At 66.3% G+C, this 18,159-nt stretch carries 13 protein-coding genes; 12 read left to right on the top strand and 1 reads right to left on the bottom strand.

The window, feature by feature from the left end; all coding sequences use genetic code 11:
* The first annotated feature begins 27 nt into the window (after positions 1 to 27).
* The 7 genes from U5771_RS10640 (at position 28) to U5771_RS10610 (ending at position 11,073) form a co-directional block, all read left to right on the top strand.
* On the top strand, positions 28 to 1,059 hold the full coding sequence (locus U5771_RS10640; RefSeq protein WP_322023922.1) for a LacI family DNA-binding transcriptional regulator: 1,032 nt from the start codon (positions 28 to 30) through the stop codon (positions 1,057 to 1,059).
* Positions 1,056 to 1,985, top strand: a complete 930-nt coding sequence (gene rbsK, locus U5771_RS10635; RefSeq protein ID WP_322023921.1) for a ribokinase — start codon at positions 1,056 to 1,058, stop codon at positions 1,983 to 1,985. Before U5771_RS10640 ends, rbsK begins: the two co-directional genes overlap by 4 nt.
* Before the next feature lie 278 nt (positions 1,986 to 2,263).
* On the top strand, positions 2,264 to 4,021 hold the full coding sequence (locus U5771_RS10630; protein ID WP_322023920.1) for a methyl-accepting chemotaxis protein: 1,758 nt from the start codon (positions 2,264 to 2,266) through the stop codon (positions 4,019 to 4,021).
* A gap of 522 nt (positions 4,022 to 4,543) precedes the next feature.
* On the top strand, positions 4,544 to 6,466 hold the full coding sequence (locus tag U5771_RS10625; protein WP_322023919.1) for a PrkA family serine protein kinase: 1,923 nt from the start codon (positions 4,544 to 4,546) through the stop codon (positions 6,464 to 6,466).
* A 125-nt stretch (positions 6,467 to 6,591) separates the two neighbouring features.
* Entirely contained in the window at positions 6,592 to 7,860 is a 1,269-nt protein-coding gene (locus U5771_RS10620) for a YeaH/YhbH family protein (protein WP_322023918.1), read from the top strand.
* Positions 7,857 to 9,536 carry a SpoVR family protein gene (locus tag U5771_RS10615; protein ID WP_044843597.1) on the top strand — a complete coding sequence of 560 codons (1,680 nt, stop codon included), beginning with the start codon at positions 7,857 to 7,859 and terminating at the stop codon, positions 9,534 to 9,536. The genes U5771_RS10620 and U5771_RS10615 overlap by 4 nt, the downstream gene beginning before the upstream one ends.
* Positions 9,537 to 9,768: 232 nt before the next feature.
* Positions 9,769 to 11,073: an MFS family transporter gene (locus tag U5771_RS10610; protein WP_322023917.1), complete on the top strand. Its 1,305-nt coding sequence runs from the start codon at positions 9,769 to 9,771 to the stop codon at positions 11,071 to 11,073.
* Between the two features lie 88 nt (positions 11,074 to 11,161).
* On the opposite strand, the gene U5771_RS10605 is transcribed toward U5771_RS10610, so the two are convergent.
* Complete coding sequence (locus U5771_RS10605) at positions 11,162 to 12,079, bottom strand: LysR family transcriptional regulator (protein WP_322023916.1); 918 nt, start codon at positions 12,077 to 12,079, stop codon at positions 11,162 to 11,164.
* A 101-nt stretch (positions 12,080 to 12,180) separates the two neighbouring features.
* On the opposite strand from U5771_RS10605, the gene U5771_RS10600 reads away from it, so the two are divergent.
* From U5771_RS10600 to U5771_RS10580, 5 genes are all read left to right on the top strand, one after another.
* Positions 12,181 to 13,218, top strand: a complete 1,038-nt coding sequence (locus U5771_RS10600; protein WP_322023915.1) for an agmatine deiminase family protein — start codon at positions 12,181 to 12,183, stop codon at positions 13,216 to 13,218.
* A 45-nt stretch (positions 13,219 to 13,263) separates the two neighbouring features.
* Positions 13,264 to 14,178 carry an N-carbamoylputrescine amidase gene (aguB, locus tag U5771_RS10595; protein WP_322023914.1) on the top strand — a complete coding sequence of 305 codons (915 nt, stop codon included), beginning with the start codon at positions 13,264 to 13,266 and terminating at the stop codon, positions 14,176 to 14,178.
* Between the two features lie 10 nt (positions 14,179 to 14,188).
* Positions 14,189 to 15,118 carry an extracellular solute-binding protein gene (locus tag U5771_RS10590; RefSeq protein ID WP_322023913.1) on the top strand — a complete coding sequence of 310 codons (930 nt, stop codon included), beginning with the start codon at positions 14,189 to 14,191 and terminating at the stop codon, positions 15,116 to 15,118.
* Between the two features lie 115 nt (positions 15,119 to 15,233).
* Positions 15,234 to 16,346 (top strand): agmatine deiminase family protein, encoded by a 1,113-nt coding sequence (locus U5771_RS10585; RefSeq protein ID WP_322023912.1) that lies wholly within the window; start codon positions 15,234 to 15,236, stop codon positions 16,344 to 16,346.
* A gap of 150 nt (positions 16,347 to 16,496) precedes the next feature.
* The gene (locus U5771_RS10580; protein WP_322023911.1) at positions 16,497 to 18,005 is read left to right on the top strand and encodes an agmatine deiminase family protein; all 1,509 of its coding nucleotides are present in this window, start codon (positions 16,497 to 16,499) and stop codon (positions 18,003 to 18,005) included.
* The last annotated feature ends 154 nt before the right edge of the window (positions 18,006 to 18,159 follow it).

The following is an 18,159-nucleotide window of genomic DNA, read 5'->3' as shown; positions in this document are numbered from 1 at the left end:
AGAAAGCAGACCAGAGAGAAACGGGAAATGGCGACGATCAAGGATGTGGCGGCCATGGCGGGCGTGTCGTTTACGACCGTCTCGCACGTGGTGAACAATTCGCGGCCGGTGTCCGCGGATGTGCGTGCGAAGGTCGAGGGCGCGATCCGCGAGCTGAACTACGTGCCATCGGCCGTGGCGCGCTCGCTGAAGGCGCGCGCGACGGCGACCATCGGCCTCGTCGTGCCGAACAGCACGAATCCGTACTTCGCGGAGCTTGCGCGCGGCATCGAGGACCAGTGCGCGGCCAACGGCTATTGCGTGTTCTTCTGCAACTCGGACGACGATCCCGTGAAGCAGCGCAATTACCTGCGCGTGCTGCAGGAAAAGCGCATCGACGGGCTGATCGTCGCGTCGGCCGGCGAGGACGCGGTGCTCGCGCAGACGCTCGCGGACGCGCATGCGCCGCTCGTCGTCGTCGATCGCAACATCGAGGGGCTCGCGGCCGACCTCGTGCAGATCGACCACGAACGCGGCGCCTACCTGGCGACGCGTCACCTGCTCGAACTCGGGCACGCGAAGATCGGCTGCATCACCGGGCCGACCGACACGGCCGTCAGCGCGATGCGCGTGCACGGCTTCATCCGCGCGATGGCCGAGCGCGGGATCGACATCGTGCCGGGCGCGATCGCGGAAAGCGATTTCTCGTGCCTCGGCGGCTATCACGCGGCATCGCGGCTGTTCGAGTCGGTGCACCCCAGCGCGATTTTCGCGGGCAACGACCTGATGGGCGTCGGCGCGCTGCGCGCGGCGGCCGAGCGCGGCATGCGCGTGCCGGACGACTGCTCGATCATCGGCTTCGACGACATCGAATTCTCCCGCTATACGTACCCGGCGCTGTCCACGGTCGGCCAGTCGGTGCGCGCCCTCGGCGAAATGGCCGCGCAGACGCTGATCGAGCGGATCGGCGGCGGCTCGACGGCCGCGCCGAGCCGTCGCCGCGTGGTGTCGCCGCGCCTCGTGCTGCGCGAATCGACGGCGGTTTATCGCGAGCCGGCCGCACCCGGGGGGCGCCCATGACGGCGGATGCAGCGGGCGCCGGCCGCGTGACGGTGGTCGGCAGCCTCAACATGGATCTCGTCGTGCGGGCGCCGCGGCTGCCGCTGCCGGGCGAAACGCTCGCCGGCCATGCGTATGCGCAGGCCGCGGGCGGCAAGGGCGGCAACCAGGCCGTCGCGGCCGCGCGGCTCGGCGCGCGGGTCGCGATGATCGGCTGCGTCGGCGCGGATGCGCACGGCGCCGCGCTGCGGGCAGGCCTCGAGACCGAAGGCATCGACTGCTCGCGGCTCGCGACGAGTGCGACGGCATCGACCGGCGTCGCGCTGATCGTCGTCGACGACGCGAGCCAGAATACGATCGTGATCGTCGCGGGCGGCAACGGCGAAGTCACGACCGAAACGGTGGCGCGGCACGAGGCGGCGCTGGCCGCGGCCGACGTGCTGATCTGCCAGCTCGAGACGCCGCCGGACGCCGTGTTCGCGGCGCTGTCGGCCGGGCGGCGGCTCGGCCGCACCGTGGTGCTGAATCCGGCGCCGGCCGTCGCGCCGCTGCCGGACGGCTGGCTGCCGCTGGTCGATTACCTGATCCCGAACGAAGTCGAGGCGGCCGCGCTGACCGGGCTGCCGGTGCGCAATCCGGCCGAGGCGGAAGCCGCGGCGCGTGCGTTGCAGGCGGCGGGCGCGCGCAACGTGCTGATCACGCTCGGCGCACGCGGCGTGTTCGCGCTGACGGCCGACGGCCTGGCGCGCCACTATCCGGCACCTGTCGTCAAGGCGGTCGACACGACCGCCGCCGGCGATACCTTCATCGGCGGTTTCGCCGCGCGGCTCGCGGCCGGCGAGGGCGTCGACACGGCCATCCGCTTCGCGCAACGCGCGGCGGCGCTGTCGGTCACGCGCGCAGGCGCGCAGCCGTCGATTCCCACCCTCGCCGAACTGGCCGAATAGGGCCCGATCGCGCCTCAGGACCGGCGCCTGCGTCAGCAGGCGGCCGGCCATTTTTCCTGAATTGCCCGAACGCGACGCTTGCCGCACTTTTTTGCGATGCGGGGCGGCGATGTATCGCCCTTATCATTCAGCAATCTGTAATGAACTAATGAATTGCTGAAAAAATTGACGTCAATACCATCAAGTTGCGTGGCATCCGGTCGTAAATGCATCGGGGCGAAACACTGTTTCGAAAAACGGGCCCGGCCCGCTCATGACGACGCAACACAGGAAGAATGATGGTGATCGGAAACCTGACGATACGTGCGCGCATCGGTTTGACGATGGCGTTTCTCGCGGTACTGCTGGGGGTGATCGGCGTGCTCGGCGTGTACGGGATGACGCGCGCGAACGACGCGACGCGCGAGATTTTCACGAACCTGATGCCGAGCGCGGTCGACGTGGCCGTGGCCGAGATGTACGCGGCGCGCGAGCGCCTGGCGCTCGATCGGGCCGCACTGCTGGCCGGCACGCCCGACTCCGCTGCCGCGGTGGAGCGTAGCCGCGCGATGCGCACGCAATCCGACGCGTGGTGGCAAAAGTACCTTGCGCTGCCGCGCGGTCCGGAGGAAGACCGACTGGCCCAGGACGTCGCCGCGAAGCGGCAGGCGCTGCAGCGCAGTTGCGACGCATTCGGGAGCATGGTCGCGACGGGCGAGCACGACCGGATCGGCGAGGGCGCCAAGCAACTCCAGGCGCTTTACAACGACCTCGCGACCGCAGGCGAAGCGCTGCGCAATTTCCAGTTCACCGACGGGCAGGCGGGCTTCAACCGCGCCGAAGCGATGTACGACACGCTGCGCGTGCTGTCGATCGTCCTGCTGGCGGCCGGTCTGGTTGCCGCGGTGCTGTCGTGGCTGACGCTCAGCCGTGCGATCGGCCGTCCGCTCGCGGACGCGCTCGCGCATTTCGACGCGATCGCCGCGGGCGACCTGCGCCGCGCGATCGTCGTGCATCGGCGCGACGAAATGGGCCAGCTCCTCGACGGCCTCGCGAGGATGCAGAGCGGGCTGGTCGACACGGTGCGCACCGTGCGCGGCGGCAGCGAGTCGATCGCGACCGCGGCCCGGCAGATCGCCGCCGGCAACATCGATTTGTCGTCGCGCACGGAAGAGCAGGCATCCGCGCTGCAGGAGACCGCATCGAGCATGGAACAACTGACCGGCACCGTGAAGCAGAACGCGGACAATGCACGGCAGGCAAGCTCGCTGGCCGCGAACGCGTCGGAGATTGCAAACAAGGGCAATACGGTGGTCGGCCAGGTGGTCGGCACGATGGGCGAGATCAACGACAGCTCCGCGAAGATCGCGGACATCATCGCGATCATCGAGGGAATCGCGTTCCAGACCAACATCCTGGCGCTGAACGCGGCCGTGGAAGCGGCGCGTGCCGGTGAGGAAGGCCGCGGCTTCGCGGTCGTCGCGGGCGAGGTGCGCAGCCTTGCGCAGCGTTCGTCGAGCGCGGCCAAGGAGATCAAGATGCTGATCGACGCGTCGGTGGAGCGCATCCGGACGGGGTCGACGCTGGTCGACGAAGCCGGCCGCACGATGAGCGACGTGATCGGCGCAGTGCAGCGCGTCACCGACATCATGGGCGAGATCGCGGCGGCGTCCGAGGAGCAGAGCGGCGGTATCGACCAGGTGGCGCGCGCGGTCGCGCAGATGGACGAGGTCACGCAGCAGAACGCCGCGCTCGTCGAGGAAGCGGCGGCCGCCGCGCAATCGCTCGACGAACAGGCCGCGCGCCTGCGCGAAACGGCGTCGGTGTTCCGGATCGACGACGACGCGGCGCGGCCGGTCGCCGCCGCCGCTGCACGTCAGGCGCCGCGCGCGGTGCCCGCACCGGCTGTCGTGCCGGTCACGTCGCCGGCACCGGCCGTTGCGCGCGACGAGCGCGATCCGGCGCCGAAGCGCGCGGCACCGGCGCGCAAGCCGGCGGCCGCGTCCGCTGCGCCGGCACCGGTGGCTGCCGGCGCCGACGACTGGGAGACGTTCTGATTCGCGCGCGCCGCGCATCGATCGCCAGCATCTTTCCCCATTTGGCAGCACACGACGCCCGCGACACGCGGGCGTCGTCGTTTCGGCGCTCGGTGGAATGTGACGGCGCACGTGAACGTTCGTGCGTCGCCGCACGTTGCATGTGCGCATCCGCGCTACGGGTATCTCCGGACGATGCGAAAAAAATTTGTAACGGCGTGCGCAACGTGTCGACGGAAACGTCCGCTCGAACGTCTAGGGATGAAGGGGAGAGTGAAGGGCGCAGCGACGACGACGGAGGTGTCCAACGCACGAGACGTTCCGATGCTCGACGAGACGTGGCGGATGCAGTTTCTGCGACACGGGACAACGATTGTAGAGCGTCAAAATGTGTTGTCCAAGCGGTGTTGTCGAGAATGACGAACTTCATACGAAGAGTTCGTGAAAAAAAATAAGAAAGGGTTTAGGATGAATTCGAACGCGCTTGCTTCTGCGCAGTCATAGAAGGCAAGCACGTCTTCAGACTCAGGCGAGGGAGGTAGCATGGATATTTACAGCAGCTTCGCGAACCGCTTCGAAAAAACGCGAGAGGAAGAGTTCTCGCTGGAGGAGTACCTCGCGCTCTGCAAGAACGATCCGTCAGCGTATGCCACGGCTGGCGAACGCATGCTGGCTGCAATCGGGGAACCCGAACAAATCGATACCCGCATCGACCCGCGCCTGTCGCGGATCTTCGCGAACAAGGTTATCAAGGTCTATCCCGCGTTCCGTGAGTTCTACGGAATGGAGGAAGTGATCGAGCAGGTGGTCGCATACTTCCGCCATGCCGCGCAAGGGCTCGAGGAGAAGAAGCAGATCCTCTACCTGCTCGGCCCGGTGGGCGGCGGCAAGTCGTCGATCGCCGAGCGCCTGAAGCAACTGATGGAGCGCGTGCCGTTCTATGCGCTGAAGGGTTCGCCCGTCAACGAATCGCCGCTCGGGCTGTTCGACTACGACGAAGACGGCCCGATCCTCGAAGAGCAATACGGCATTCCGCGCCGCTACCTGAAGAGCATCCTGAGTCCGTGGGCCGTCAAGCGCCTGCACGAATACAACGGCGACATCCGCCAGTTTCGCGTGGTGCGCCGCTATCCGTCGATCCTGCGGCAGATCGGCATCGCGAAGACGGAGCCTGGCGACGAGAACAACCAGGACATCTCGTCGCTCGTCGGCAAGGTCGACATCCGCAAGCTCGAACAGTACGCGCAGGACGATGCCGATGCGTACAGCTACTCGGGCGGCCTGTGCCTGGCGAACCAGGGCCTGCTCGAATTCGTCGAAATGTTCAAGGCGCCGATCAAGGTGCTGCACCCGCTGCTGACCGCGACGCAGGAAGGCAACTTCAAGGGTACCGAAGGATTCGGCGCGATTCCGTTCGACGGGGTGATCCTCGCGCACTCGAACGAGTCGGAGTGGAAGGCGTTCCGCAACAACCGCAACAACGAGGCACTGCTCGACCGGATCTTCGTCGTGAAGGTGCCGTACTGCCTGCGCGTGTCGGAAGAGACGAAGATCTACGAGAAGCTGATCCGCAATTCGTCGCTGGCCGAAGCCGTGTGCGCGCCGGGCACGCTGAAGATGATGTCGCAGTTCTCGGTGCTGTCGCGCCTGCACGAGCCGGAGAATTCGAGCCTGTTCTCGAAGATGCAGGTGTACGACGGTGAAAACCTGAAGGACACCGATCCGAAGGCGAAGTCGTACCAGGAGTATCGCGATTACGCAGGCGTGGACGAAGGGATGACGGGCGTGTCGACACGCTTCGCGTTCAAGATCCTGTCGCGCGTGTTCAACTTCGATTCGAGCGAGGTCGCGGCGAACCCCGTGCACCTGATGTACGTGCTCGAGCAGCAGATCGAACGCGAGCAGTTCCCGCCGGAAACCGAGCAGAAGTACCTGTCGTTCGTGAAGGACGTGCTCGCGTCGCGCTATGCGGAGTTCATCGGCAAGGAGATCCAGACGGCCTACCTCGAGTCGTATTCGGAGTACGGGCAGAACATCTTCGATCGCTACGTCACGTATGCGGACTTCTGGATCCAGGATCAGGAATTCCGCGATCACGACACGGGCGAGAGCTTCGACCGCGCCGCGCTGAATGCGGAGCTGGAGAAGATCGAGAAGCCGGCCGGGATCAGCAATCCGAAGGATTACCGCAACGAGATCGTGAACTTCGTGTTGCGTGCGCGGGCGGCGAACGCCGGGAAGAATCCCGTGTGGACGAGCTACGAGAAGTTGCGTGTCGTGATCGAGAAGAAGATGTTCTCGAATACCGAGGAGTTGTTGCCGGTCATTTCGTTCAACGCGAAGGGGTCGGCGGAGGAGCAACGCAAGCATGAGGACTTTGTGAACCGGATGGTCGCGAAGGGCTATACGCCGAAGCAGGTGAGGCTGCTTTGCGACTGGTACCTGCGCGTGCGCAAGTCGTCATGACGCGCGCGGTACCGCGCCCGTACGGCGAGTTCGTACGGGCGCCTTCAGAGGCGCCGCCCGCATGACGGCAGACGGCATGCGCGGCGAGTGCCCCGGCAGATCGACTTTCGAGCGGGAGACCGGGAGTGCTTCATCAAATCATCGACCGCAGGCTGGCCGGCAAGAACAAGAGCATCGCCAACCGCGAACGCTTTCTGCGTCGCGTCAAGAACTACATTCGTCGTGCCGTGTCCGACGCGGTGCGCGACCGTAGCATCAAGGATATCCAGAGCACGCAAAGCATCACGATTCCCCGCAAGGACATCGCGGAGCCGAATTTCCGGCACGCGCCGGGCGGGCGTCGCGAATACGTGCACCCGGGCAATGAAGACTACGTACGCGGCGACAAGATTCCGCGTCCGCAGGGCGGCTCGGGCGGCGGCGGCAGTCAGGCGAGCAACGAAGGCGAAGGGCAGGACGACTTCGTGTTCGAGCTGTCGCGCGACGAATTCATGCAGTACTTCTTCGACGATCTCGAACTGCCGCGCCTCGTGAAGACGCACCTGCTGACGGTGCCGAGCTGGAAGAACGTGCGCGCGGGCTGGTCGGCGGAAGGCACGCCGAACAACATCGACGTCGTGCGCTCGCTGCGCAGCGCGCTCGGCCGGCGCATCGCGCTCGGCTCGCCGCTCGTCAACGAGCTGCGCGAGCTGGAGGCGCAGCTCGAGGCGCTGAAGAGCGACACGGAAGACCGCCGCGCGGAAATCGCGACGCTCGAGGCCGAGATCCATCACCTGAAAGGGCGCATCTGGCGGATCCCGTTCATCGATCCGTTCGACCTGCGCTACATCAACCGCGTGAAGCAGCCGCAACCGTCGAGCCAGGCCGTGATGTTCTGCCTGATGGACGTGTCGGGCTCGATGGACGAGCAGCGCAAGGATCTCGCGAAGCGCTTCTTCATCCTCCTGTACCTGTTCCTGAAGCGCAACTACGAGCGCATCGAGGTCGTGTTCATCCGCCACCATACGCGCGCCGAGGAGGTCGACGAGGACACCTTCTTCCATTCGACCGAAAGCGGCGGCACCGTCGTGTCGAGCGCGCTCGAGCTGATGCGCAAGGTGCAGAACGAGCGCTACTCGCCGACCGAGTGGAACATCTACGGCGCGCAGGCGTCGGACGGCGACAACTGGACCGACGATTCGCCGAAGTGTCGCAAAATCCTGGAAGAGGATATCCTCACCAAGACGCGTTACTTCGCGTATATCCAGGTCGCGCCCGAAGAGCAGAACCTGTGGCTGGAGTACGCCCAGCTGGCGCTGTCGCAACCGCATCTCGCGATGAAGAAAGTCGAATCGGCTGCCGACATTTACCCGGTGTTTCGCGAATTGTTCGAAAAGCAGGTGGAAATGTCATGACGACCCGCCATCTGCACAACGAGTCGCGCGGCTATGCGCCGCGCCCTTCCGGCGACGACACGGCCGGCCCTGCCGCATCGCAGCAAAGCGGCCGGACCGAACCGGCGGCGCCGGCCGCCGACTTGCCCGGTGCCGGGCAGAAGGAAGCGCGTATGAACGTTGCCGAACGCAAGCCGCTGCCGTGCCCGTCCGACTGGACGTTCGAACTGCTCGAGGAATACGACACGCACATCTCGCAGGTCGCCGAGCAATACGAGCTCGACATCTATCCGATCCAGCTCGAACTGATCAGCGCCGAGCAGATGATGGATGCGTACGCGTCGGTCGGGATGCCGGTCAACTATCGCCACTGGTCGTTCGGCAAGCACTTCCTCGCGACCGAGAAGAGCTATCGCCGCGGCCAGATGGGCCTCGCGTACGAAATCGTCATCAACTCGAATCCGTGCATCGCGTATCTGATGGAAGAGAACACGATGACGATGCAGGCCCTCGTCATCGCGCACGCGGCGTACGGGCACAACTCCTTCTTCAAGGGTAACTACCTGTTCCGGCTGTGGACCGACGCGCACGCGATCATCGACTATCTCGTGTACGCGAAGAACTACGTCGCCGAATGCGAGGAGCGCTACGGCCTCGACCGCGTCGAGGAACTGCTCGATTCGTGCCATGCGCTGATGAACTACGGCGTCGACCGCTACAAGCGGCCGCAGAAGCCGTCGCTGTCGAAGGAGGCCGCGCTGCGGCGCGAGCGCGAGGCGTATTTGCAGTCGCAGGTCAACGAGCTGTGGCGCACGCTGCCGGGCAAGAAGCCCGAGCAGATGGAGGAGCAGGAAGGACGCTATCCGCCGGAGCCGCAGGAGAACCTGCTGTACTTCGCGGAAAAGAACGCGCCGCTGCTCGAGCCGTGGGAGCGCGAAGTGATCCGCATCGTGCGCAAGATCGGCCAGTACTTCTATCCGCAGCGGCAGACGCAGGTGATGAACGAAGGCTGGGCGACGTTCTGGCACTACACGCTGCTGAACACGCTGTACAACCAGGGCAAGCTGGAAGACGGCTTCATGATGGAGTTCCTGCATTCGCACAGCAACGTGGTCTACCAGCCGCCTGTCACGAAGCCGTACTACAGCGGGATCAACCCGTATGCGCTCGGCTTCTCGATGATGAGCGACATCCGCCGGATCTGCGAAGCGCCGACGGAAGAGGACTACAAGTGGTTTCCGGAGATCGCGGGCACCCCGTGGCTGCCGGCGATGCACTACGCGATGCGCAACTTCAAGGACGAGAGCTTCATCGCGCAGTACCTGTCGCCGAACCTGATCCGCGAGATGCGGCTGTTCTCGGTGCTCGACGACGACATGCGCGATTCGCTCGAGGTGTCGGCGATCCACGACGAGTCCGGCTATCAGTACGTGCGGCAGGCGCTGTCGCGGCAGTACGACATCCATCACCGCGAGCCGAACATCCAGGTGTGGGCCGTGAACACGCGCGGCGACCGCAGCCTGACGCTGCGCCACTTCATGACCGACAACCGCCATCTGTCGAACGACAGCGAGGAAGTGCTCAAGCACATGGCGCGGCTCTGGCAGTTCGACGTGTTCCTGGAAAGCGTCGACGAGGCCGGTACCGTGCGCAAGCGCTACGAGTGCCGCTACGTGCCGCCGGAGGTGCGTGTCTGAGCATCGCCCGCGAACAGTTTGCATCGGACGCCAGCCTGACGGCTGGCGTTTTCATATGACGAACGCTCGGCGGGAGAAAATTCTTCTACATCCGGACGAACCCGGAAAGCCCGTTACTTTACATTTCGCTAAAATCCGGTAGCGCCGTGCGCCGGAACCGGTGCCACGTGCGACCGCACGCGGCGGCCCCAGCCGTCTCGCCCAGAAAGCACTAAAAGGAACAGACCAACCCATGGACGTCCAGACCGACCAAGCTGCGCTGTCCGCGCATGACACCCGGCGGCGCGTGTTCGCCATCGTCGGCGCCTCGTCGGGCAACCTCGTCGAGTGGTTCGACTTCTACATCTACTCGTTCTGCGCGCTGTACTTCGCACCGGCGTTCTTCCCGAGCGGCAACACGACGACGCAACTGCTGAACACGGCCGGCGTGTTCGCGGCCGGCTTCCTGATGCGTCCGATCGGCGGCTGGCTGTTCGGCCGCATCGCCGACCGTCACGGCCGTCGCGCGGCGATGATGATCTCGGTGCTGATGATGTGCGGCGGCTCGCTCGTGATCGCGGTGCTGCCGACCTACGCGCAGATCGGCGCGCTGGCACCGGCGCTGCTGCTGGTCGCGCGCTTGTTCCAGGGGCTGTCGGTGGGCGGCGAATACGGCACCAGCGCGACCTACATGAGCGAGGTCGCGCTGAAGGGGCGGCGCGGCTTCTTCGCGTCGTTCCAGTACGTGACGCTGATCGGCGGCCAGCTGTGCGCGCTGCTGGTGCTCGTGATCCTGCAGCAGACGCTGTCGAATGACGAGCTCAAGGCGTGGGGCTGGCGCATTCCGTTCGTCTGCGGGGCGGCGGCCGCGCTGATCTCGCTGTACCTGCGCAAATCGCTCGACGAGACGTCGACGAGCGCATCGCGCGACAAGAAGGACGCGGGCACGATCCGCGGCGTGTGGCAGCACAAGGGCGCCTTCTTCACGGTGGTCGGCTTCACGGCCGGCGGCTCGCTGATCTTCTATACGTTCACGACGTACATGCAGAAGTACCTCGTGAACACGGCCGGCATGCATGCGAAGACGGCCAGCAACGTGATGACCGTCGCGCTGCTCGTCTACATGCTGATCCAGCCGGTGTTCGGCGCACTGTCCGACAGGATCGGCCGCCGCACGTCGATGATCCTGTTCGGTGCGTTCGCGGTGATCGGCACGGTGCCGCTGATGCACGCGCTGAAGACCGTGACGAGCCCGGTGGCCGCGTTCGTGCTGATCACGATTGCGCTGGCGATCGTCAGCTTCTACACGTCGATCAGCGGCCTCATCAAGGCCGAGATGTTCCCGCCCGAAGTGCGCGCGATGGGTGTCGGCCTGTCGTATGCGGTCGCGAACGCGATCTTCGGCGGCTCGGCCGAGTATGTCGCGCTGTGGTTCAAGTCGATCGGCAGCGAGGAAACCTTCTACTGGTACGTGACGGTGCTGTGCGCGATCTCGCTGATCGTGTCGTGGCGGATGCGCGATCCGAGCAAGGAAGGGTATCTGCGTCACGAACCGTGATCGGCGGCGCATCGCGCGCGGCTTCGAATCATGACGAACGTCCCGCCGGCTGGCGGGACGTTTTTTTTGCGCCCGCGAATTACGCGGATCACGGCGTGTCGCCGGCTGCCGGGTCGGTCTCGCTCGACTGGCCGCCTTGTTCGACCAGCCATTCGAACATCCGCTCGACGATCGGCGAGCGCGACGGGCCTTCCATGCGCGACAGCCACCACGTGGTGCCGGGCAGGCGCGGGTAGTCGGGGAGTACCGTCAGCGTGCGCTGGTCGATGCCGGCCTGCGCGACGAGACGCGGCAGGCACGCGATGCCGCGGCCGCGCAGCACCGCATCCAGCACGAGCCGCTGATCGTCGTAGATCGCGTGCATCCGGAACGCCGACAACTGCTCGCGAAACACCGTGGCCATGCGCTCGTCGGTCAGGCTCGCCTCGAGGCAGATGAGCCCCGCATGCCGCGGATGCGCGTCGCGCGGCACACGTGCGAGCTGCTCCGCCAGCGGCGTCGCGCACACCGTGATCCACGTGTCGCGCATGAACGGGATATCCAGCAGGCCGGGCTGCAGCAGCGGCCGTGTGCCGATCGTCATGTCGACGTCGATCTCGTCGACATAGCGCGCCGTTTCGTCGGTCGACAGCAGCGGGCACAGGTCCGGCAGCATCTGCTGCAGCTGTTCCAGGCGCGGCTGCAGCCAGCCGTGCAGCAACGGCGCCGGACACACCAGCACGACGAGCCCCGGATTCAGATAAGTCGCGATGCGGTCGAGCCCGCCGCGCAACGTCTCCATCGCGCGCTGCACGCTGCGCTGGAGGACTTCACCGGCGATGGTCAGCTCGACGCCGCGGCCGCGCCGGCGAAACAGCGGCTGGCCGAGCTGCGCCTCGAGCTGCTGGATCTGATGACTGATCGCCGACTGCGACAGGTGCAGCTCGTCGGCCGCGCGCGAGAAATTGCCCAGCCGGGCAGCGGCCTCGAAGCCGGTCAGCAGTTTCAGGGACGGAACGCGTTGCATCGAGATATGAGGTGAATTGATTAATTCGACCAAGAAATATCAATATTCATCAAGTTTAACCTGACGCACAATCGGCCATCAATCACAACGGAGGCTGATCGATGGGTCGCTTTGATGCTCGCCAGCGCGGTTACCGGATGCCCGCGGAATGGGAATCCATGCATGCCACGTGGCTGGGATGGCCGGTGTACGACGGTCGCGAGGACCTGTGGGGAACGCATTACGCGCAGGTTTGCCGCGAGTTCGCGCTGGTCGCGCGGACGATCGCGCGCTACCAGCGCTGCGTGGTGGCCGCGCATCACGGCCAGGCCGACGCCGCGCGCGAACTGCTCGGCGCGAGCGTCGACGTGCTGCCGGTTGCCGCCGAGGACAACTGGCTGCGCGATTGCGGGCCGATCTTCCTCGTCAGCGAGCGGCACGGGCTGGGCGCGGCGGTGTTCCGCTTCAACTGCTGGGGCGAGAAGTATCAGCCGTACGACGGCTGCCAGCAGGTCGGCCAGGACATCGCGCGCGCGGCCGGTGCCGAGATCTTCAATTCGCACATGGTGCTGGAAGGCGGCTCGTTCCATGTCGACGGACAGGGCACGCTGGTCACCACCGAGAGCTGCCTGCTGCATCCCAATCGCAATCCGCACCTGAGCCGCGCGGAGATCGAGGCGGAGCTCCGGCGCATGCTGGGCGTCGAGAAGATCGTGTGGCTGCCGGGCAATCCCGATGAAGTGGAGACGAACGGGCATGTCGACGGGATCGCGTCCTTCATCGCGCCCGGCCGGATGCTGTGCCAGACCGCGCTGCCGGAGCAGGGCGACTACTTCCGCGTGATGCGCGAGAACCGCCGCGCGCTGGAACTCGCCACCGATGCGGCAGGGCGCCGCTTCGAGCTGCTCGACCTGCCGTCGCCGATCGTCAGCGAACGCTTCGGCTCCGAGCGCTACTGCGATTGCTACGCGAACTACATCCTGGTGAACGGGGCCGTGATCGTGACCGCGTTCGGCGTCGAGCAGGACGCCGCCGCGCGCGACGCATTCGGTCGCGCGTTCCCGGGACGTCGCGTGGAGATGCTGCCGATTCCGACGCTGTCGATCGGCGGCGGCAGCATTCACTGCTCGACGCAGCAGCAGCCTGCCGTCGCCAACTGACCGACGTGCCGCCCGCGGTTTCCGGTCCCATCGAGGAGCAATGCAATGCCGTCCCAACACATCACCGTCGCCGCCGTACAGATGGCGTCGGGCAGCTGGAATCTCGAAGACAACATGGCCACCGCGGAGCGCCTGATCCGCGCGGCCGCCGCACGGGGCGCGAATCTCGTGCTGTGCCCGGAACTGTTCTCGATGCCGTACTTCTGCCTCGACCAGAACGTGCGTCATCTTGAACTCGCGCAGCCGTTCGAAGGCAACGCGCAGATCGCCCGCTTCGCAGCGCTGGCCGGCGAACTCGGCATCGTGCTGCCGATCGGTTTCTTCGAGCGCGCGGGCAATGCCGCGTACAACTCGGTCGCCGTGGCGGATGCCGACGGGCGCGTGCTCGGCGTCTACCGCAAGACGCATATCCCGGACGGGCCGGGCTATACGGAGAAGTTCTATTTCACGCCGGGCGACACCGGCTTCAAGGTGTGGGACACGCGTTTCGGCCGGATCGGCGTCGGCATCTGCTGGGACCAGTGGTATCCGGAGACGGCGCGCTGTCTCGCGCTGATGGGCGCCGAGATCCTGTGCTTTCCGACCATCATCGGTTCGGAGCCGTTCAGCAGCGCGTTCGATTCCGCCGGCCACTGGCAGCGCACGATGCAGGGCCACGCGGCGGCCAACATGGTGCCGGTGGTGGCCGCCAACCGGATTGGCCGCGAAACGGGCTTCGGCAACGGCAATCCGCGGCAGCAGGGGCTCACCGGCGAGTTCTACGGATCGAGCTTCATCGCCGATCACACCGGCGAGAAGCAGGCCGAGGCGAACCGCACCGACGAAGCCGTGCTCGTGCATGCGTTCGATCTCGACGCGATCCGCGCCGACCGGCAATCGTGGGGCTTTTTCCGCGATCGCCGCCCGGAGATGTATCGCACGTTGCTCACCAGCGACGGCGTGTCGTCCTGTTATCGATAAGGGAGCCGCGATGAAACGGAAAGGATGGCTGCGCGTCGCGGTGCCCGGCCTTGCGCTGTGCGTGCTGGCCGGCGCGGCGCGCGCCGACGAGGAGAAGGTGCTGAACCTGTACAACTGGAGCAATTACTTCGCACCGGATACCGTGTCCGCGTTCGAGAAGGAAACCGGCATCAAGGTGCGCTACGACGCGTACGACAGCGACGAGACGCTGCAGTCGAAGCTGTTGACCGGCAACAGCGGCTACGACCTCGTCTGGCCGACCAACGACTTCATGGCGAGGCAGATCCAGGCCGGCGTGTATCGCAAGCTCGACAAGCGCCGGCTGCCGAACCTGACGCATCTCGATCCGTCGCTGCTGAAGCAGATGGCGCAGTCCGATCCCGGCAACCAGTACGGCGTGCCGTACATGTGGGGCACCGTGGGCGTCGGCTACGACCGCGCCAGGATCCGCGCGATACTCGGCAAGGACATGCCGGCCGACAGTCTCGACCTGCTGTTCAACCCGGCGATCGCGGCGCGCGTCGCCGCGACCTGCGGGCTGGGCCTGCAGGACTCCGCGAGCACGGTGCTGCCGCTGGCGCTGCGCTACATCGGCCGCGATCCGAAGCGCGACATCGTGTACGACATCCCGCGCATCGGCAGCCTGATGTGGTTCGACGCGATGGTCATTCCGGCCGCCGCGAAGCACCCGGACAACGCGCATGCGTTCATCAACTACATCCTCCGGCCGGACGTGATCGCGAAGATCTCGAATTCGACGCGCTACGCGAATGCCAACCAGGGTGCGCTGAAGTTGATGGATCCGGCGCTGGTGCGCGACCCGGGCATCTATCCGGGCGAGGCGACGCGGCGCACGCTGTTCACGCCGATCGCCGAATCGCCGGCCGCGATGCGTGTCGAGGGGCGGACCTGGCTCGGCTTCAAGACCGCGCGACCGTGAAACGGCACACCATGAAGCAATCGAAGCAATCGAAGCAATCGAAGCAATCGAAGCAATCGAAGCAATCGAAGCAATCGAAGCAATCGAAGCAATCGGCAAGAGAAAAAGGAATGCCATGACCACACGACGTCAACTGTTGAAACGCGGCCTGTCCGTCTCGGGCGCGGCGCTGGCCGCCGGCGCGCTGGGCGGGCTGCTCGGCCGCACCGCACACGCGCAGCAGGGCGCGACCTGGCACATGCCGGACGAGGGGGCGCCGCACACGGCGACCTGGATGGCATTCGGCCCGAGCGAGGACATCTGGGGCGCGCGGCTGTTGCCCGTGGTGCGCGAGAACCTCGCCGCGGTCGCGAAGGCGATCGCCGCGCACGAGCCGCTCAGGATGCTGGTGCGCGCGCAGGACTACGCGATCGCGTCGCGCCTGTGCGGTTCGGCGGTCGAGCTGGTCCAGCATCCGGTCGACGATCTGTGGATGCGCGATACGGGGCCTGTGTTCGTGAAGAACGCGTCGGGCGCGCTCGGCGGCGTGAGCTTCAACTTCAACGGATGGGGCAACAAGCAGGAACACGAGCAGGACGCGGAAGTCGCGCCGTTCGTCGCCGAGCGTGCCGGCGCGCGGCCGATCGACACGCGGCTGGTGCTGGAAGGCGGCGGGATCGAGGTCGACGGCGAGGGCACGGCGATCGTCACGCGCAGCTGCGTGCTCAATCCGAACCGCAATCCGGGCGTCAGCCAGGCACAGTGCGAGGCGGAGCTGAGCCGTCTGCTCGGGCTGAAGAAGATCATCTGGTTGCCCGGCATCGCGGGCAAGGACATCACCGACGGGCATACCGACTTCTACGCGCGCTTCACGAGCCCGGGCGTCGTGGTGGCCGGGCTCGACCCGGATCCGTCGTCGTACGATCATGCCGTGACGCGGCAGCACCTGGAGATCCTGCGAAAATCCACCGACGCGAAGGGCCGTCCGTTGAAGGTCGTCGTGCTGCCGGGGCCGAAGCGTGTTCGTCACCAGTACGAGAACGCGGAGTTCGCGGCGGGCTACATCAACTTCTACGTGTGCAACCGCGCGGTGATCGCGCCGGAATTCGGCGACAGCCGCGCCGACCGCAATACGCGCGACACGCTCGTCGACCTGTTTCCCGGCCGTGACGTCATCCAGCTGAACATCGACGGCATCGCCGCGGGCGGCGGCGGCATCCACTGCACCACGCAACAGCAACCGGCCTGAACGAGGCCGCGGGCCGGTTTTCGTGACCGGCCCGTCCGCCGCCTGCATTTTTTGTCTTTCCGGACTCCTGACAAAAAATGCGGAATCGGTCGCGCGGGACGGAAGCCGGCATGGCTGCCTGCGCGCCGACCGCGCAATGGAATCGAATACATGACCAAAACGAGCCGCGGCGCACGCGCAGACGAGCGCGCACCGCACCTGCCGGACACCGGCCGACGCGCATTCATCCGGAATTCGGCCGCCTGGCTCGGCATGCCGCTGCTGGGTAGCCTGGCCGCGTGCGGCGGCGCGGACGGCGCATCCGACGCGGCTGCCGCCCCGCGCACGACACCGTCGGCCCGGCAGGCCGTGTACCGGCTGCCGGCCGAAGATGCGCCGCACGCGTCGACCTATATGGCCTTCGCGTCCGGCGCGGACGGCATCTGGACGCCCGTCGCGCCGCAGGGCACGGATGCCGGGATCGACCGCGTTCGGGCCGACCTGATGGACGTCGCGAAGGCGATCGGCGCGACCGAGCCGGTCGACATGCTGGTGTTGCCGGTCGACCTGGACGCGGCCCGCGCGCTGCTCGCGAGCGCGAGCGCAGCGAACCCGGACCTGCATGCGCGCTATGCGGCCCGCGCCGCAGGCACGGGCGGGATCAACCTCGTGTCGCTCGCCGACGGCTTCGACGATTTCTGGGTGCGCGACACGGGTTGCCTGTTCGTCAGGGACACGGCGAACGGCAATGCGCTGAATGCGGTCGGCTTCAATTTCAACGGCTGGGGCAACGCGAACACCGATGGCGTCGGCCTGAGCGCCGGGGCGACGATCCCGCCGCAGGTCACGGCCACGAGCAACCGGTCGAAGGCGGGACGGTTCTTCCAGCCGTTCGGCCGCGACAGCGCGGTGGCGGGCTGGATGGCGCGGACCCGCGGCGCGAACCTGATCCGCAGCACGTTGACACTCGAAGGCGGTGCGATCGAATTCGACGGCGACGCGACGGCGATCCTCACCGAGTCGGCCGTGCTGCACGTGAACCGCAATCCGCAGCTGTTCGACATCCCGAATGGCGTCGTCGCCCGCGCGACGCTGCTGCCGACGGCCCGCGATACCGTGCTCGCCGAACTGCGGCGCACGCTCGGTGTGCGCAAGATCATCTGGCTGCCGGGTACGGCGACCTATCCGGGCGGCAGCGGCGTGGGCGGTGCCGGCGGCGTGGCGACACCGGCCGGCGAGAGCGACATCACGAACGGCCACGTCGATTTCCATGCGCGCTTTCTCGCGCCCGGGGTGGTCGCGTGCTGTCACGACGTGTCGAATTCGACCGGCGAACGCGCGTTGACGGATGCCAACCGGCAACGCCTGGCCGGGCAGACCGACGCGAACGGCCGGCCGCTGCAGATCGTCGAGCTCGTGCCGCCGGTCGATTTCGGCACGTCGGCCGGCACGCGCCTGAACGAACGCCAGATGTCGCATTTCGCGGCCGGCTACCTCAACTTCTACACGTGCAACGGCGCGATCGTGATGCCGAAGTTCAACGACTCCGCCGCCGACGCGGCCGCCATCGCCGCCATCCGGCCATATGCGGGGAGCCGGGCGATCGTGCAGGTCGACATCCTCGGCATCGCGTCGGGCGGCGGCGGCATCCACTGCGCGACCCGCGAGGTGCCGGCGTGAGCGGGTCCCGTCATATCGATATTGCAATCGATTCGTTGTCCGTGGCGAGCGATTTCCTTAATCTGAACCCGTAGTTCGTGTGACACCTCCTTGACTGGGATTCGCGCCCGCTGCGTGCAGCGGGCGTCTTTTTTTGTGCGCCGCGCCGCCCGTC

The organism is Burkholderia sp. BCC1977, assembly GCF_905339595.1.
Classification (GTDB): domain Bacteria; phylum Pseudomonadota; class Gammaproteobacteria; order Burkholderiales; family Burkholderiaceae; genus Burkholderia.
Note: the sequence above shows the minus strand (reverse complement) of the source record. Positions and strands in the feature narration are given on the sequence as shown.

Coding starts and splice junctions, on each gene's coding strand:
- U5771_RS10630 (WP_322023920.1), top strand. CDS start 2,264: ATGGTGATCGGAAACCTGACGATACGTGCGCGCATCGGTTTGACGATG.
- U5771_RS10615 (WP_044843597.1), top strand. CDS start 7,857: ATGACGACCCGCCATCTGCACAACGAGTCGCGCGGCTATGCGCCGCGC.
- U5771_RS10640 (WP_322023922.1), top strand. CDS start 28: ATGGCGACGATCAAGGATGTGGCGGCCATGGCGGGCGTGTCGTTTACG.
- U5771_RS10625 (WP_322023919.1), top strand. CDS start 4,544: ATGGATATTTACAGCAGCTTCGCGAACCGCTTCGAAAAAACGCGAGAG.
- aguB (WP_322023914.1), top strand. CDS start 13,264: ATGCCGTCCCAACACATCACCGTCGCCGCCGTACAGATGGCGTCGGGC.
- U5771_RS10585 (WP_322023912.1), top strand. CDS start 15,234: ATGACCACACGACGTCAACTGTTGAAACGCGGCCTGTCCGTCTCGGGC.
- U5771_RS10605 (WP_322023916.1), bottom strand. CDS start 12,079: ATGCAACGCGTTCCGTCCCTGAAACTGCTGACCGGCTTCGAGGCCGCT.
- U5771_RS10600 (WP_322023915.1), top strand. CDS start 12,181: ATGGGTCGCTTTGATGCTCGCCAGCGCGGTTACCGGATGCCCGCGGAA.
- U5771_RS10610 (WP_322023917.1), top strand. CDS start 9,769: ATGGACGTCCAGACCGACCAAGCTGCGCTGTCCGCGCATGACACCCGG.
- U5771_RS10580 (WP_322023911.1), top strand. CDS start 16,497: ATGACCAAAACGAGCCGCGGCGCACGCGCAGACGAGCGCGCACCGCAC.
- U5771_RS10590 (WP_322023913.1), top strand. CDS start 14,189: ATGAAACGGAAAGGATGGCTGCGCGTCGCGGTGCCCGGCCTTGCGCTG.
- rbsK (WP_322023921.1), top strand. CDS start 1,056: ATGACGGCGGATGCAGCGGGCGCCGGCCGCGTGACGGTGGTCGGCAGC.